Source organism: Actinoalloteichus sp. AHMU CJ021, from assembly GCF_002895405.1.
Classification (GTDB): domain Bacteria; phylum Actinomycetota; class Actinomycetes; order Mycobacteriales; family Pseudonocardiaceae; genus Actinoalloteichus_B; species Actinoalloteichus_B caeruleus.
The window spans coordinates 1825521-1841185 of record NZ_CP025990.1 but is presented as its reverse complement, the minus strand read 5'-3'; the positions used below and the strand labels follow the sequence as shown (position 1 = coordinate 1841185).

Annotated in this window: 15 protein-coding genes; 12 read left to right on the top strand and 3 right to left on the bottom strand. The window is 70.8% G+C overall.

The window, feature by feature from the left end; all coding sequences use genetic code 11:
- Positions 1-376: 376 nt before the first annotated feature.
- Complete coding sequence (locus tag C1701_RS07625; protein ID WP_103055739.1) at positions 377-697, bottom strand: hypothetical protein; 321 nt, start codon at positions 695-697, stop codon at positions 377-379.
- A 130-nt stretch (positions 698-827) separates the two neighbouring features.
- Positions 828-1262, bottom strand: coding sequence for a hypothetical protein (locus C1701_RS07620; RefSeq protein WP_103055738.1), 435 nt, complete (start codon positions 1260-1262; stop codon positions 828-830).
- Between C1701_RS07620 and C1701_RS07615 the strand changes: the two genes are divergently transcribed.
- The 12 genes from C1701_RS07615 to C1701_RS07560 all read left to right on the top strand — a co-directional run bounded on the left by C1701_RS07615 (position 1197) and on the right by C1701_RS07560 (position 14586).
- Positions 1197-1841 carry a DUF5753 domain-containing protein gene (locus tag C1701_RS07615; RefSeq protein ID WP_337662186.1) on the top strand — a complete coding sequence of 215 codons (645 nt, stop codon included), beginning with the start codon at positions 1197-1199 and terminating at the stop codon, positions 1839-1841. The two genes, C1701_RS07620 and C1701_RS07615, sit on opposite strands and share 66 nt — an antisense overlap.
- Positions 1842-1843: 2 nt before the next feature.
- Positions 1844-2032: a DUF397 domain-containing protein gene (locus tag C1701_RS07610; RefSeq protein WP_103055736.1), complete on the top strand. Its 189-nt coding sequence runs from the start codon at positions 1844-1846 to the stop codon at positions 2030-2032.
- Between the two features lie 262 nt (positions 2033-2294).
- Positions 2295-2723, top strand: coding sequence for a hypothetical protein (locus C1701_RS07605; RefSeq protein ID WP_103055735.1), 429 nt, complete (start codon positions 2295-2297; stop codon positions 2721-2723).
- A 108-nt stretch (positions 2724-2831) separates the two neighbouring features.
- Positions 2832-4733: a translational GTPase TypA gene (gene typA, locus C1701_RS07600; protein ID WP_026417317.1), complete on the top strand. Its 1902-nt coding sequence runs from the start codon at positions 2832-2834 to the stop codon at positions 4731-4733.
- A 254-nt stretch (positions 4734-4987) separates the two neighbouring features.
- Positions 4988-6742, top strand: a complete 1755-nt coding sequence (locus C1701_RS07595) for an ABC transporter family substrate-binding protein (RefSeq protein ID WP_051313302.1) — start codon at positions 4988-4990, stop codon at positions 6740-6742.
- Positions 6743-7085: 343 nt separating this feature from the next.
- Positions 7086-8882 (top strand): ABC transporter family substrate-binding protein, encoded by a 1797-nt coding sequence (locus tag C1701_RS07590; protein ID WP_337662185.1) that lies wholly within the window; start codon positions 7086-7088, stop codon positions 8880-8882.
- Positions 8883-9026: 144 nt separating this feature from the next.
- Positions 9027-10022: an ABC transporter permease gene (locus C1701_RS07585; RefSeq protein ID WP_026417314.1), complete on the top strand. Its 996-nt coding sequence runs from the start codon at positions 9027-9029 to the stop codon at positions 10020-10022.
- A complete protein-coding gene (locus tag C1701_RS07580; RefSeq protein ID WP_245588670.1) occupies positions 10015-10941 on the top strand; it encodes an ABC transporter permease in 927 nt (308 codons plus the stop codon). Before C1701_RS07585 ends, C1701_RS07580 begins: the two co-directional genes overlap by 8 nt.
- The gene (locus tag C1701_RS07575; RefSeq protein WP_026417312.1) at positions 10941-12077 is read left to right on the top strand and encodes an ABC transporter ATP-binding protein; all 1137 of its coding nucleotides are present in this window, start codon (positions 10941-10943) and stop codon (positions 12075-12077) included. Before C1701_RS07580 ends, C1701_RS07575 begins: the two co-directional genes overlap by 1 nt.
- The gene (locus C1701_RS07570; protein WP_026417311.1) at positions 12074-13126 is read left to right on the top strand and encodes an ABC transporter ATP-binding protein; all 1053 of its coding nucleotides are present in this window, start codon (positions 12074-12076) and stop codon (positions 13124-13126) included. Before C1701_RS07575 ends, C1701_RS07570 begins: the two co-directional genes overlap by 4 nt.
- A gap of 138 nt (positions 13127-13264) precedes the next feature.
- Complete coding sequence (mshB, locus tag C1701_RS07565; protein WP_035291292.1) at positions 13265-14179, top strand: N-acetyl-1-D-myo-inositol-2-amino-2-deoxy-alpha-D-glucopyranoside deacetylase; 915 nt, start codon at positions 13265-13267, stop codon at positions 14177-14179.
- Positions 14176-14586 carry a hypothetical protein gene (locus tag C1701_RS07560; RefSeq protein ID WP_103055733.1) on the top strand — a complete coding sequence of 137 codons (411 nt, stop codon included), beginning with the start codon at positions 14176-14178 and terminating at the stop codon, positions 14584-14586. Before mshB ends, C1701_RS07560 begins: the two co-directional genes overlap by 4 nt.
- A 20-nt stretch (positions 14587-14606) precedes the next feature.
- On the opposite strand, the gene C1701_RS07555 is transcribed toward C1701_RS07560, so the two are convergent.
- Positions 14607-15455, bottom strand: a complete 849-nt coding sequence (locus tag C1701_RS07555; protein ID WP_337662184.1) for a GNAT family N-acetyltransferase — start codon at positions 15453-15455, stop codon at positions 14607-14609.
- Positions 15456-15665: the final 210 nt, after the last annotated feature.

Here is a 15665-nt window from a genome sequence, read left to right as displayed (position 1 = left end):
GGTGGTCCCTTCGGGTCGCCTCCTCCCGCGTTCGAGACCGATGGGACGTGGGGTTGAAGGCGGTCCGACTGGCCGTCCGTTTCCTGTCTCCACGACGCGACGGGAATGTGGTGCGGGTACCGCTGGCGTAGTGGGACGCGGTGAGTCCCAGTGCTGCCTCGGGGAGGTCCCGCTAGGGGGTGCGTCGTCACATCGTCACGTCGTCTCGTGGTCGCCGTGGGATGCGGATACCTGGGGTGGGTGGATGGTTCGCCAGTCCAGGCCGTCCAGGGTTGAGCAACCTTCGAGCAGGCCGTGAGCCAGCTCGTTCGCGTCGGTCCGCGCGAGGGGGAGCGCGACCGGGTGCTCGGTGTCGAGGGTGTCCAGCGCGACGAGGTCACCGTCCCCTCCTGCCCCCGGCCGGACCAGCTTGCCCCCCCGGCACGCAGTTCAGGTGGGTGACCAGACACTTTTCCGCTGTCAGTCCGACGACCGTGCCCGACCGGGCGTCGGTGATGAGATCCGCGAGTGTCCGGGCCTGGGACGGCGCGAGGGCGATGGTGGTCGTGTGCAGGGTGAGGGCCAGCAGCCGGAGCGGGTCGATCTCCAACCGGCACGTGATGGCCGTCATGGAGCCGGCATGGACGAGGTCGGCGGCCACGGTGATCCGCCAGTCCGTGTCATGGGACCTGGGCGGTGGGGGAGTGGTGTGGTGCATCGGAATCTCCAGAGCTGTCGGGAGGGAGGGGCGGGGCGGCGGAGAAGCCCACTTCGGGGCGGCCCGAGAGAAGGCGAGGAGGCGAGATCGCAGGGCTCGTGGCGACCGTGGCCCTGTGATGCCGCGACCCTCAGGGGCGCGGCCGGTCGAGATCGGGTGGTGCGGTACTCACGGCCGAATGGGCGTGGGGGGTGCTGAGGCGCAACAGAGCGACTCCCTCCGTGAGGAGGGTCGCGATCCGCTGAGCAGCGTCGATGTCGAACCGGGTCGTCCAGTCCGCGACTCCGGCGGAGGCGGGGAGCAGGCGCCACATCGTCCCCGAAGTGCCCTCCTCCGGTGTCACGACGAGGGAGCAGCGGGGGCTCATCTCGTGTGCGACGGGGAGGCGCGTCGCGGTACCCGTGCGCAGCGCCGTCGCCAGTCGACGGGCCTCGTCACGTGCGAGCCCGATGCTTCCCGCCCTGGTGGAGCCCAGGCGCAGGACGACCCTGGTGCGGCTGTGATCCAGCTCGACCTGGCAGGTGGAGGTCGACCGCCGTTCCACGTCTGGCTCGAGCGAGGCCACGACAGGCCCAAGCAACTCGACACGCTCGTCGAGTTCGAGCGAGAGGCAGCTCGTCAGAGCGGTCGCATCACTGACGTGTCCATGATGCTCGTGCCTGGGCTGCTCCAGATCCCGGCCTACACCCGCGAGATCATGCGGCTCGGTGGGGTGGCGCCTACCGAGGTCGAGAAGTGGGTGCGCGTCAGGCAGGCGAGGCAACTGGTGCTCGGCCAACTGGACTTCATCGCCGTCCTGGACGAGGGTGTCCTGGCGCGCCCTGTTGGCGGCAGCGACGTCATGGCAAACCAGCTGCGGGCGATCCTCGAAGTAGCGGGCCGGGAGAGAACTACCGTGCGAGTGCTGCCGAAGGGCAACCCGAGCATCGCACTGAACGGTTCCTGGGTGCTGATGTCCACCGGCCCACGCCCGGTGGTCCACCTTGAGCACCTGCGGTCCGGGCTGTTCGTCTTCGCCGAAGCGGATGTCTCGGCTTACGAGATCGCCACGGCTACTGTCATGTCCGCGAGCCTCGGCCCGGCGGAATCGTCGAACCTCATCCGGGACTACCTGACCACATTCGCGGCGGCAGCGAAGGAGTGACCATGTTCGAGACGTGGCGGAAGAGCACGCACAGTGGCGTGCAGTCCAACTGTGTCGAGGTGGGGTCGTCGGTGGAGTTGGGGGTGGTGGGGATTCGGGACACGAAGAACCGTGGTGGGGGCGCGATCGTGGTGGGACGGGGTGCTTTCGACACCTTCGTCGACGCGGTGCGCTCCGGCCAGCTGGGCTGAGCGCGTTCGGAACCCCGCCCGAGGGGCCCTTCGGGGCAGGGCGGAGCCGAGGGTGGCCGGGTGGTGGTGACCAGCGTCTCCGGTAGGCGGCGGCCCTTGCCGCGCGGAGTTCACGACTGATCGGTCGGGCGCCGGGCAGCCGCCGGCGGGGCTCCCGGGCGCCTGTCCTCGACCGGGCACGCCGGTCGTCCCGCGACTGGAGCCGCGTCACACTCCGCCGGAACGGCGACGACGGTGAGTAGCGCCCCGACAGCCTCCCGGAATGGCTTTCCTGCGTGGCGCGCTCCTCGTGCTGGCCGGCGTGGCGGGACTCGCGTCGCTGATCATGGTTTTCGTGCGGATGGAGGAGTCCTTCCGCCTGTCCCCTCTCCAGTGCCGTGGCAGTCAGATGAGCCGGGTGGGTCAACCGAACGCCGTCGATCTGAGCTTCTCGTGCGATTCCGACCAGTCCATGCTGCTCGGGGCCCTGGGCATCGGGTTGTTCGGCCTGCTCATGGCGGTCATCGCCATCGCCCTCCGGCCCGCGTCGGCGGGCGTGCCCCGGCCACCCGCCCAGTCCTCGTACTACGCTGGTGGGGTTCCACCCACCGCCCAGCCCGGCGGCGCCGCCGGGCCCCCGAGCGGGGGTGCGCCCGCCGCGCCCGCCGGCTACCAGTACCACCAGCCGGGCCAGCAGCCGCCCCCGCAGTGACCGAGCGGACAGCGTTCGGCCACTTCACGTGCACTAGACTGGATCAGGCCGCGCGTGCGGGTCCGCCGGCGGTCCTCTTCCTCCACCAACATCGTCAGGAGTCTTCGCGTGCCTGCTCCCAGTGCCGTCGCCGGTGAGCTCACCAGGACAGACCTGCGCAACATCGCGATCGTCGCGCACGTCGACCACGGCAAGACCACCCTGGTGGACGCCATGCTGCGCCAGTCGGGGGCCTTCTCCGCCCGCTCCGAACCGGTCGACCGGGTCATGGACTCCGGTGAGCTGGAACGGGAGAAGGGCATCACCATCCTGGCCAAGAACACGGCCATCCGCCGGGAGACCCCGGACGGCGCGGTCACCATCAACGTCGTCGACACCCCGGGCCACGCCGACTTCGGTGGCGAGGTCGAGCGCGGCCTGTCGATGGTCGACGGGGTCGTGCTGCTGGTCGACGCCAGTGAGGGGCCGTTGCCGCAGACCCGGTTCGTGCTCCGCAAGACCCTCGCCGCCGGCCTGCCGGTCGTGCTCGTCGTCAACAAGGTCGACCGGCCGGACAGCCGGATCGCCGAGGTCGTCGAGGAGACCCACGACCTGCTGCTGGACCTGGCCGCCGAGGTCGGTGCCGACGACTCGGTCCTCGACCTGCCGGTCATCTACGCCTCCGCCCGGGCCGGCCGCGCCAGCCTGGAGCAGCCGGCCGATGGCGCGCTGCCCGACAGCGAGAACCTCGACCCGCTGTTCGAGATCCTGCTCAACCACGTGCCCGCGCCCACCGGTGACCCGGAGGCCCCGCTGCGGGCCCTCGTGACGAACCTCGACGCCTCGGCCTTCCTCGGGCGGCTGGCGCTGTGCCGGGTGCACGCCGGCCGCATCTCCAAGGGGGAGACGGTGGCGTGGTGCCGGGAGGACGGCTCGACCCAGAAGGTGCGGGTCGCCGAGCTCTTCCTCGCGGAGGCGCTGGACCGGGTCCCCGCCGAGCAGGCCGCCGCTGGCGACCTCGTCGCCATCGCCGGCATCCCCGACATCACCATCGGCGACACCCTCGCCGACGCCGAGAACCCCGAGCCGCTGCCGAGGATCACCGTCGACGAGCCGGCGATCTCCATGACGATCGGGGTGAACAGTTCCCCGATGGCCGGGCGCAACGGCGGTGGCAAGCTCACCGCGAGGCTGGTCAAGGGCCGGCTGGACGCGGAGCTGATCGGCAACGTCAGCGTGCGGGTGCTGCCCACCGAGCGTCCCGACGTGTGGGAGGTGCAGGGCCGTGGCGAGCTGGCCCTGGCCATCCTCGTCGAGCAGATGCGGCGGGAGGGCTTCGAGCTGACCGTCGGCAAGCCGCAGGTGGTCACCAAGACCGTCGACGGCAAGCTGTGCGAGCCGTTCGAGCGGCTCACCGTCGACATCCCCGAGGAGCACCTCGGGGCGTTGACGCAGCTCATGGCCAACCGCAAGGGCACCATGGAGCAGATGGGCGACCACGACGGTTCCGGCCGCATCAAGATCGACTACATCGTCCCGGCCCGAGGGCTCATCGGCTTCCGCACCGAGTTCCTCACCGAGACCCGGGGCACCGGCATCGCCAACCACGTCTTCGTCGGTTACGAGCCCTGGGCCGGCGAGCTCCGCACCCGGCACAGCGGTTCGCTGGTCGCCGACCGCACGGGAGCGGTCACCAGCTACGCGATGATCCAGCTGGCCGACCGGGGCACCTTCTTCGTCGAGCCAGGCGCGGCCGTGTACGAGGGCATGGTCGTGGGGGAGAACCCGCGCGCCGAGGACCTCGACGTCAACGTGTGCCGGGAGAAGAAGCTGACCAACATGCGGTCCTCCACGGGTGACGAGCTGGAGCGGCTGGCCCGACCCCGCAAGCTCGGTCTGGAGGAGGCCCTGGAGTTCTGCTCCGCCGACGAGTGCGTCGAGGTCGCCCCGGACGTGGTCCGGGTCCGCAAGACCGTGCTGGACTCCACGCAGCGGGCCAGGGAGCGGGCCCGCGCCAAGACCCGAGGCTGAGCGCACCACCCGGCGGTCGGCGGTCCCCCACGGGGCCGCCGACCCCGTGCGTCCGGCCCCGGAAGGGCGGACCGGCGCGGCGTGGCCGTGGACGCAACCGGGAGAACACACCACGCCGGATACGGTCACCGCTACGCTCGGGCTGCCGTCGTGCGCCCGACCCCTGACCCGCGTCCACCGCTGGCGGTCAGCGGACAGGTACCGGTCACCCGTCGGTGCCACTGTCGACCAGCGCAGAACCAGAGGAGAGCTCGATGGCCGGGTCAGCGCCGCACCGGTCGCGGTGCCGGGTCAGCGCGCTCCTCTCGGCGCTGGTGACAGTCGTCCTCGTCGCGGCGTGCACCAACACCCCACCGCCCCCGCTCGTCGATCCCACGCACACCGACCAGGTGCCCAGCGACCCGGTGCCCAACGAGGTCGTGGTGGGCGTCGACGAGCTGTCCGGTGGTTTCAACCCGCACCTGCTCTCCGATCTCTCCGCCACCACCACCGTGCTCGCCAGCCTGCTGCTGCCCTCGGTGTTCCGGCCGGGACCCGGCGGGGATCCCCGGCTCGACCGGTCGGTGGCCACCTCGGCGCGGGTGGTGGACGCCGAACCGTTCACCGTCCGCTACGTCCTCCGGCAGGACGCGTCCTGGTCGGACGGGGCTCCGATCGCCGCCGAGGACTTCGACTACCTGTGGCAGCGGATGCGCGCCGAACCGGGAGTGGTGGACTCGGCCGGTTACCGGTTGATCGACGAAATCACTTCGCGGAATGGTGGAAAGGTCGTCGAGGTCACCTTCTCCGAACCGTACCCGGCGTGGCGTTCGCTTTTCTCCGATCTGTTGCCGGCACACCTGCTCAAGGATGCTCCCGGCGGGTGGACCGGGGCGTTCTCGAACACGTTTCCGGTTTCGGGAAACGCGTTCACGGTCAACGTGATGGACCTGGAACGCGGTGAACTCATTCTGGAGCGCAACGACAAGTACTGGTACAACCCGGCGTCGCTGGACCGCATCGTGTTCCGGGAGGCCTCGCACAGCGGTCTGGCGTCCGCGCTGGACAGTGACGACAACCAGGCGGCCATGCTGCGGGCCGACGCCATCGCCACCGGCCTGCTCGCCGGCATCGGGACACCGCTGGACCGGTGGACGGTGCCCCGGTCCCACCGGGTGGAGGTGCTGTTCCGGCCGGCGAGCCCACAGCTGAGCGACCAACGGGTGCGGCGGGCGGTGGCCGCCTCGCTCGACCGCGACTTCCTCATCGCCGCCGGAGCCCGCAGCGGTCCCTCCGCCGACCTGCGCGCCGACGCGCAGCTGCGGTCCCCGGTCGACCCGGCGTTCGCGTCGACCCTCCCCGAGGACTCGGTGCTGGGCAGCGGCGATCCCGACCTGCTCGTCGAGCAACTGTCCGAGGCCGGGTACGCCCTGGTCGACGGGCAGTGGCTGCGCAACGGCGTTCCCTTCGAGCTGGTGGTCGCGGCGCCGAGGGAGCAGGAGCCGTACACCTCCTTGGCCGGGCACGTGGCACGCCAGCTGCGGGACCTCGGGGTGGAGACCAGCCTGGTCACCCCGCCCGCCGACGAGCTGTACCAGATGTTGATGAGCGGGCAGCAGGGCGGCGGCGCGAGCGCCGGCACGGCCGGTGGCGAGGGCGAGAACCGGCCGATCGTGGACGTCGCGGTGGTGCCCCGCCCGACCGGCGGCGACGTCGCCACGGAACTGGCCTCCTGGTTCGGCTGCGTGCCGGCCGCGGTGGACGGCGCCCCGGTGCTCCCCGGCAACCCGGCGGGCTTCTGCGATCCCCAGCTCCAACCCGTCATCGACTCGGTCCTGACCGGGGGTACCCCGCTGTCCGAGGTCGAGGCCGAGCTCGAGGGCGCGCTCTGGCAGCGGGCGGTGACGCTCCCGCTCTTCCAACTGGCCGAGACGGTGGTCGCCACCGAGGAGCTCGACGGGGTGGCGCACACCAGACCGTTCCTCGGGCCCTTCTCCAGCGCCCTCCACTGGAGACGGGTCGGGGCCTGACGGAGTTCGCCTCCGCCTCGGGAACCCGTTCGCCGCGCGCCCCGGGAGGGTCGGGGGGAACCGGGCGCGGAATTGGGATCGGGCGGTGAGAAGAACACGCCCGTAACACCAGGGCAATAGTGTTCAAAAAACGGACGTGTCCGTTCGGTTAGTGGACGATAACCCTCCGCGTGCGAGGAGTCACCTTTTGGTCACGATCCAGTGTTCCCAGGTGACCGCCACCTGTCGCAGTTCTTACCGTTCCGCCAATGGCGAACCGGCTTCCGGGTTGGGCCGCTGATGGGTGGTTCGGGTCATGACCGTTGGTTGCGGTCCGCTGACCCAGTGCTAGGAGGGCACACCAATGAGGAGAACGAGGTCTGTCGCCGCGGTCGCGGTGACGATGAGCGCCGCGCTCGTGCTGAGCGCCTGCGGCGGCGGAGGCGGCGACAGCGACAACAACGGCGGTGGCGGGGGCGGCCTCAACGACTCCAGCGCGACCGGTGGGAAGGGCAACAACGGCGACGGCACCTACAACGTGCCGGAGGTCGAGCAGGGCGGCGACGTCACCGTCACCCACGACGCGGCCTACACGGCGTACAACAACGGCGCGCGCAGTGCCAACAACTTCAACAACACCCTCGTGTTGAACACGATGATCTCCGAGCCGTTCGTCGTCACCGACACGATGGAGATCCTGCTCAACGCCGACGTGATGGAATCGGCGGAGGTCACCAGCGAGGACCCGCAGGTCGTCGAGTGGAAGATCCGCGAGGGCGTCACCTGGTCCGACGGTGAGCCCTGGGACTGCAGCGACTTCTACCTGTCCTGGTTCTCCAAGAGCAGGCTGGCCACCACCGAGGACGGCGGTGAGCTGTTCGCCCCGGCCTCCACCACCGGTTACGACATCATGACCGGCAGCTGCGAGGACGACCGTACCTTCGTCGGCGAGTTCTCCGAGACCTACGCCGACTGGACCGGGCTGTTCGGCAGCAAGGCGATCCTGCCGTCGCACATCCTCGAGCAGGAGACCGGCATCGAGGACGTCCTGGAGCTCAGCGCCGACAGCCCCCAGGAGGAGCTGGACGCGGCCGCCGAGTTCTGGAACGAGGGCTGGAACGGGTTCAACCCGGACCTGATGCCCTCCTCCGGCCCGTACATGTTCGACAGCTGGCAGCAGGGCACCTCGGTCACCGTGGTGCGCAACCCGGAGTGGATCGGCAACCCCGGCGGGCCCGACAGCATCACCCTGCAGAACATCGCCGACGCCAACGCCCAGGTGACCGCGCTCCAGGACCAGCAGGTGCACGTCATCGCGCCGCAGGCCAACAGCGAGACCGCCGAGCAGCTCCAGGCGCTGACCTCGCAGGGCGTCACCTACGAGGCGAAGGCCGGTCTGACCTTCGAGCACCTCGACATCAACCTCGCCAGGGAGAAGTTCCAGGACCTCGCCCTGCGCCAGGCCTTCGCGGCCTGCGTCGACCGCGAGGAACTGGTCGACAAGCTGCTGAAGAGCGTCGACCCGGAGGCCGCCCCGCTGGGCAGCCTGCTGTTCCTGCCCGAGGAGCCCGGCTACGAGGACCTCTACAGCGACATCACCGGCCAGGGCGCCGACGCCGCCAAGGAGATCCTCGAGGAGGGCGGCTGGACCCAGGGTTCGGACGGCGTCTACGAGAAGGACGGCGAGCGCGCCTCGCTGACCATCAGCCACACCGCGCTGGACCGCCGCACCGACTCGGTCGCCCTCATCCAGGGCACCTGCGCCGAGGCCGGCATCGAGGTCATCAACGACACCGACGACAACTTCCTGGACACCCGCGTCAGCGAGGGTGACTACGACGTGGCCCTGTTCGCCTGGGTCGGCACCCCGTACAAGGCCTCCAAGGCCTCGCTGTACAGCATCGGCGGCGGCCAGAACTGGAGCGGCTGGGAGAACCAGGAGGCCACCGACCAGTTCGAGACCGTGAAGAACAGCCTGGACGAGGACGAGCGGAACGCCGCGCTGTCCGCGGCCGACAAGGCCTACGCGGAGGACGTCCTGTCCATCCCGCTCTTCCAGGTGCCCGACGCCTGGGCCTACGCCGAGAACGTGGACCACGTCACCTACCAGGGCTCCGACGGTGTGACCTGGAACGCTGCGGAGTGGGAGGTCACTTCCTGACATCGGTCGCGTGACACGGGGCCGGGCCGACAGGGTCCGGCCCCGTGTGCCACCCGAGGGTGGCACCGACCGGTGGCCCCTGCCGGTGCAGCCCGCGGCCGGTCCGCCTGGGACTGACGTTGGCTTCGTATCGAGGACGACATCGTGCTCCGCTACATCATCCGCAGAATCCTCATATCGATCCCCATCCTCGGGATCGGTTCCTTCCTGGCCTACCTGCTGGTGTCCGCGGCCGGTAACCCCATCGGCGAGTACCGGGCCACCCCCGGTGTCACCGAGGAGGACGTCCAGAACCTGATGATCGAGCTGGGGCTCGACCGTCCGATCTGGGCCCGGTACTGGGACTGGCTCACTGGTTTCCTCACCGGGGACTGGGGCGAGAGCCTCGCCCTCGGCTCGGCCAAGGCCGACGTCTACGAGGAGGTCATGCGCGCGTTCAGCGTGACCTTCCGACTCGTCATCGGCGCCGAGATCCTCGCGATCGTCCTGGGTGTCGCCATCGGCGTGCTCGCCGCGGTGCGCCAGTACACGATCTTCGACTACGTGGCGACCACCACCGCCTTCGTCATGTTCTCCATGCCGCTGTTCTGCGTGGCGATCGTGCTGAAGATGTACGGCATACGCTTCAACGACCTGTTGGTGTCGATGGGCGGTGAGCGGTGGATCCGCACGATCCCACCGGCCCAGGGGTTCCAGGGGTCCTTCTTCGAGCAGTTCAGCCAGTACGTGGGCGTCTACCTCCTCCCCACCCTGAGCCTGATGCTCATCAGCTTCGCCGCCTACAGCCGTTTCCAGCGCGCCTCCATGCTGGAGACGCTGAGCTCCGACTACGTCCGCACCGCGCGGGCGAAGGGGCTCCGCCCGTCCCGGGTCATCTTCCGGCACGCCTTCCGCAACGCGCTCATCCCGGTGACCACGATGGTCTCCCTGAACTTCAGCGCGGTGCTCGGCGGCGCGATCATGACCGAGATGGTCTTCGGCTGGCGGGGCATGGGCAGTCTGCTGGTCGACGCGGTCGGCCAGAAGGACCCGCCGATGCTCATGGGCTGGCTGATGGTCACCGCCGTGCTGACAGTCGCATTCAACCTGGTCGCCGACATCGTGTACGGCTTCCTGGACCCGAGGATTCGCCTTGGCTGACACAGTGACGAAGACGACGCCGGACGACCCGGACACGACGCCACGGGCGGGTCACGAGTTCGACACCGAGGCGCGCAAGCAGTGGAAGATCGTGCTGCGGCGCTTCCTCCGGCACCGGATGGCGATGATCAGCCTCAGCGTGCTGGTGCTGATCGTGCTCGCGGCCATCGTGCTGCCCTGGTTCCTCCAGTACGACCACACCTACACCGGCGGCGGGCGCTACGAGGACCCCGGGCCCGATCACCCGCTCGGCACCGACAACCTCGGCCGGGACATGCTGGCGATGCTCGTGCGGGGAACCCAGTTCTCGCTGCTCATCGCCGTGGTCGTCGCCGCGATGGCCACCGTGATCGGGGTGACCCTCGGCGCGGTCGCCGGACTGCTCGGCGGTTGGGTGGACACGCTGTTCATGCGGCTGGTCGACCTCTGGCTGATCATCCCGCAGCTGGCCCTGGTGGCCCTGGCCGCGAGCGCCTTCGGCAGCAGTTGGTACCTGGTGGCGATCGCGCTGGGCCTGTTCAGCTGGATGTCGGTGGCCAGGATCAACCGGGGGCTCACCCTGTCGTTGGCGAACCAGGAGTTCGTCGAGGCGGCCAGGGCGATGGGCGCGAGCAACACCCGGATCGTGGTCAAGCACATCCTCCCCAACCTGACCGGGGTCATCACGGTCAACGCGACCCTCGCGGTGGCGACGGCCGTGCTCGCCGAGGCGGCGCTGTCGTTCATCGGCCTCGGGGTCAACATCCCCGACACCTCGCTGGGCCTGATCATCAACAACAACTACGCCCAGCTGGAGCTGCGGCCGTGGCTGTTCTGGGCGCCGTTCCTGGTGATCGTGCTGATCTCGCTGACCGTGAACTTCATCGGCGACGGCATCCGGGATGCCTTCGACCCGAAGCAGACGAAGGTGCGTGCCTGATGACGACGACAGCAGGTGACCTGCTCACCGTCGACAACCTGACGGTCGAGTTCCCGACCGACGACGGGGTGGTCCGCGCGGTCCGAGGTGTGTCCTTCACCCTGCGCCAGGGCGAGGTGCTGGGTGTCGTCGGCGAGTCCGGCTCGGGCAAGTCGGTGTCCTCGATGGCCGTGATGGGCCTGCTGCCCCGGAGCGCCCGCATCGGCGGGTCCATCCGGTTCCGCGACACCGAGATCGTCGGTCTCGGCCAGCGGCAGCTGGAGAAGCTGCGCGGCAACGACATCGCGATGATCTTCCAGGACCCGATGACCTCGCTGAACCCGGTGTACACCGTGGGCTGGCAGTTGTCGGAGGCCTACCGGGCCCACCACAAGGTGTCCAAGAAGGTCGCCTGGGCCAAGGCGGTGGAGGCCCTCGAACTGGTCGGCATCCCGCAGCCGGACCGGCGGGCGGCCCAGTTCCCCCACGAGTTCTCCGGCGGGATGCGGCAGCGGGTGGTGATCGCGATGGCGATCATCAACGATCCGACGCTGATCATCGCGGACGAGCCGACCACGGCGCTGGACGTGACCGTGCAGGCCCAGGTGCTGGAGACGCTGCTGCGCATCCGGGACGAGACCTCGGCCGCCATCATGATCATCACGCACGACCTCGGCGTGGTGGCCGGGATGGCCGACCGGGTCCAGGTGATGTACGGCGGGACCGTGGTCGAGTCGGGCCAGGTGGACGCCGTGTTCGAGCGGCCGAGGATGCCCTACACGGTGGGCCTGCTGGGCTCCATCCCGCACCCCGACCTGCTCGGCAAGCGGCTGACCCCGATCAAGGGCGCGCCGCCGTCGCTGATGAACCTGCCGCCGGGGTGCGCCTTCGCGCCCCGCTGCCCGCTGGCCGGCCCGGAGTGCGACGAGGCCGAGCCGGAGCTGGTGACGGTCGGCGTGTCCGGGCACACCAGCCGGTGCCTGAAGTGGGACGAGCTCGGGGGCGGGGACGACAGCCGGGACCTGTTCGAGCACGAGGAGATCGGGTCCGTGGAGAACCCGGCCTCGCTCACCCAGGCGGATCCGGAACTCGCCGTCGTCGAGGACGCGGCCGAGGTCGAGCAGCGCATGGCCCGCGAGGAGGGCAGCACCCCATGACCACCGCGAAGACGTCCCCCTCGGACACCGCACCAGCCGGGGCCGACACCGGCCAGCCACTGCTCGAGGTCAACGACCTGGTGAAGAGCTTCCCCGTGCGGGGGAAGGGGATCATCCCGCGCACCGTCGGCCAGGTGCAGGCGGTCGCCGGCATCTCCTTCGACCTGCGCGCCGGGGAGACCCTCGGACTGGTCGGGGAGTCCGGCTGCGGCAAGTCCACCACCGGCCGGGCCATCCTCCAGCTGCACCGGCCGACCTCCGGGTCGGTGCGGTTCGAGGGCAGGGAGCTGGTCGGTCAGACGGCCCGGCAGCTGCGGGCGGTCCGCCGGGACATGCAGATCGTGTTCCAGGACCCCTACGCCTCGCTGAACCCGCGCTGGACCGTGAACTCCGTGGTCCGGGAACCGCTGGAGATCCACCACTCCTCCTGGGGCGACAAGAGGATCCAGAGCAAGGTGAACAACCTGCTGGAGCTGGTGGGGCTCAACCCGGAGCACCGCAACCGGTTCCCGCACGAGTTCTCCGGGGGGCAGCGGCAGCGCATCGGCATCGCGCGGGCACTGGCCCTGGAACCCAAACTGCTGGTGCTCGACGAACCGGTCTCCGCGCTGGACGTGTCCGTGCAGGCCGGCGTGGTCAACCTGTTGGAGGAACTCCAGCAGCGGCTGAACCTCGCCTACCTGTTCGTCGCGCACGACCTGTCCATCGTGCGGCACATCTCACACCGCATCGCCGTGATGTACCTGGGCAAGATCGTGGAGATCGGCACCCGGGACGAGGTGTACGGGCGCGCCACCCACCCGTACACGCAGGCGTTGCTCTCCGCCGCGCCGCTGCCCGACCCGAAGGCGGAACGGGAACGCCAGCGGATCGTCCTGACCGGTGACGTCCCCAGCCCGGTCAACCCGCCCTCGGGCTGCCGGTTCCGCACCCGCTGCTGGAAGGCCCAGGACATCTGCGCCAGCGAGGAGCCGAAGCTGGAGGCACGGGGCGAGGACGGGCACCTGTCCGCCTGCCACTTCCCCGAGGTCCGGCCCCGGGAGAGCTGAACCGGGCCCCGGCCCGACGTCCCCGCTGGCTCCGGGCACGTCGGGCGGGGGTGCGGCGGCGGTGTCGGGCCGGCCCACCACGGGTCCCGAGGTGCCCCGTCGCCGCACGGCGGTCGACACGTTCCTTAGGCTGGCTCGGTGACGACTGCCCCAGCGCCCCGCCCGACCGCCACACCGCGGTTACTCCTGGTACACGCCCACCCCGATGACGAGAGCATCTGGACCGGGGGAACGATCGCCCGGTACGCGGCGCAGGGGGTCGCGGTCACCGTCGTGACGTGCACCCTCGGCGAGCAGGGCGAGGTCATCCCGGAGGCGCTGCGCGGCCTCGGCCCCGACCACGCCGACCAGCTCGGCGGGTACCGGGTCGGTGAGCTCCGGGCGGCCTGCGCGGTGCTCGGCGTGGACGACCACCGGTTCCTCGGCGGCATCGGCCGGTGGCGGGACTCGGGGATGCTCTGGGACGCACCCGGCTTCGCCACCGCCGCGCCCGACGCGCACCCCCGCGCCTTCGCGCTCGGCGACCTCGCCGAACAGACCGCCGCCCTCGTGGAGGTACTGCGCGAGGTACGCCCCCAGGTGGTCGTCACCTACGGCCCCGACGGGGGGTACGGCCACCCCGACCACGTCCGGGCGCACGACGTCACCATGTCGGCCACGGCACAGGTGCCCGAGGTCCTCCGCGTCTTCCACGTCGTCAACGCGGCGAGCGCCGTCAAGGAGGGGCTCGCCGAGATCGCCGCCCTCGGCGACGCCCACCCCTACCAGGTGCCCGCCGTCGGCGAGGTGCCCTCGACCCCCGACGACGAGGTGGACTCGGTGGTCGACGTGGCCGAGCACGTCCCGGCGAAGCTCGACGCGATGCGCGCGCACGCCACCCAGGTCCAGGTGTGGCACGGCGGCGGGGGCGAGGCCGTCTACGCCCTGTCCAACGACATCGCCCAACCGGTGCCGCGGGCCGAGTCCTATGTGCTGGCCAGCGGTAACCCGGCCGGCGCCGCGACGGACCTCTTCGGGGGCCTGCCGGGCGGTCGGGGGGAGGTCAGCCGATGAAGACGGTGCCTGACTGGCTCCTGCTCGCCATGCTGGTGCTCGACGCCGTGGTCCTCGCGCTGCTCGCCCTGTTCTTCCTGCCGTTCCGGATCGGTGTCGTCCCGGTGCCCTTCACCGCGGTCCTGGCTGGCGTCACCAACGTGCTGCTGGTGCTCGGCGCGGGGCGGATCTCGGGGCGGATGCGGGTGGCCGGAGCCCCGCTGTTCGCCTGGGTGCTGGTGGTCATCGTGTTCGGGGTCAGTGGGCCAGGCGGCGACGTCGTGCTCATGGGCGACTGGCGGGGTATCCTCCTGCTGGCGCTGGGCGCGCTGCCGCCCGCGATGGTGCTGGGCACGCTCAGCGGGCGGTACCGGGCGTCGACCAGGGCGTCGCGCGGCGGGGCCGCCGGCGCGCCCGCCCGCCGCTGATCCGACCGGGCGGAGGAGCCTCAGCCCGGGGACCAGTACCGGTAGCGGTGGTGTTCGGCGCAGCCCAACCCCTCGTACAGGCGGCGGGCCGCGCGGTTGCCCTCGGTGACCTGGAGCACGCAGTGCTCCGCGCCTCGGTCGGCCGCCCAGCCGGCGAGCGCCCCGACCAGCGCTCGGGCCAGACCCGTCCGGCGGTGCTCCGGCCGGACCGCGAGGCGGGCGACGTGCAGCCAGCGGTTTCCCCGGGCCCCGACCACCTGGCCCCGCACCGCGGCGACGGGCACGCCGTCCACCGTGGACGCGCCGAACCCGACGACGTGGTCCCCCCGACGGGCGGGCGCGAGCACCGCTCGTTCCGCCGCCCCCGGGGCGCCGGTGCCCGCGGTCAGCTCCCACCAGGCCGGGCCGGGTGGGGCGAGGTGCACGCGGTGGGCCGGACCGGCCGCCGGCGGACCGGTCACCCCGACGGCGTGGCTCCGGCCGCCACCGACCGAGACCAACCGAGACGGGACGCCCTCGGGCCGGGGTGGCGCGCCGCTCGTCCGCGCTCCACCCGCCAGCGCGGCGAGTGGTCCGCTGAGCACCAGCGTCTCCGAGTCGTGGTCGGGACGCCATCCGAACGCCCGCAGTCCGGCCTCGACGGGATCGCCCAGCACCACCTGGGCGCGGGGCACGATCCCGTGGGTCCCGGCGAATGCCAGCAGCAGGGGGGCCACCCGGGACACCTCCGCCGCCTCCGCGCCGGGCATCCCCGAGTTCGCCCGCAGGGTGAACCCGGCGGCGGCGCGGAACCGCCACCCCAGGACGCGCTCCTCGGTCACCGCCGGCCAGGCGTCGGCGCAGAGCTCCTCGACGACACGTTCACGCACCGACGCATCCTGTCGCGGCGCCTCCACGCGCGGAAGGCGATATGGGACGGCTCACGCCGAACAGCGGCCGCGGGCACCCCCGGTGGGGCCGAGCCGGAAACGGGAGGAGTGGACTCCGAGGGGGGTAGGGCACCAGGGTGGACGGCGAGAGATACTGGAGCGGCCGTGCGTCGAAGGTCCGCACGGGCGACTGGACGATGAGCAGGAGAG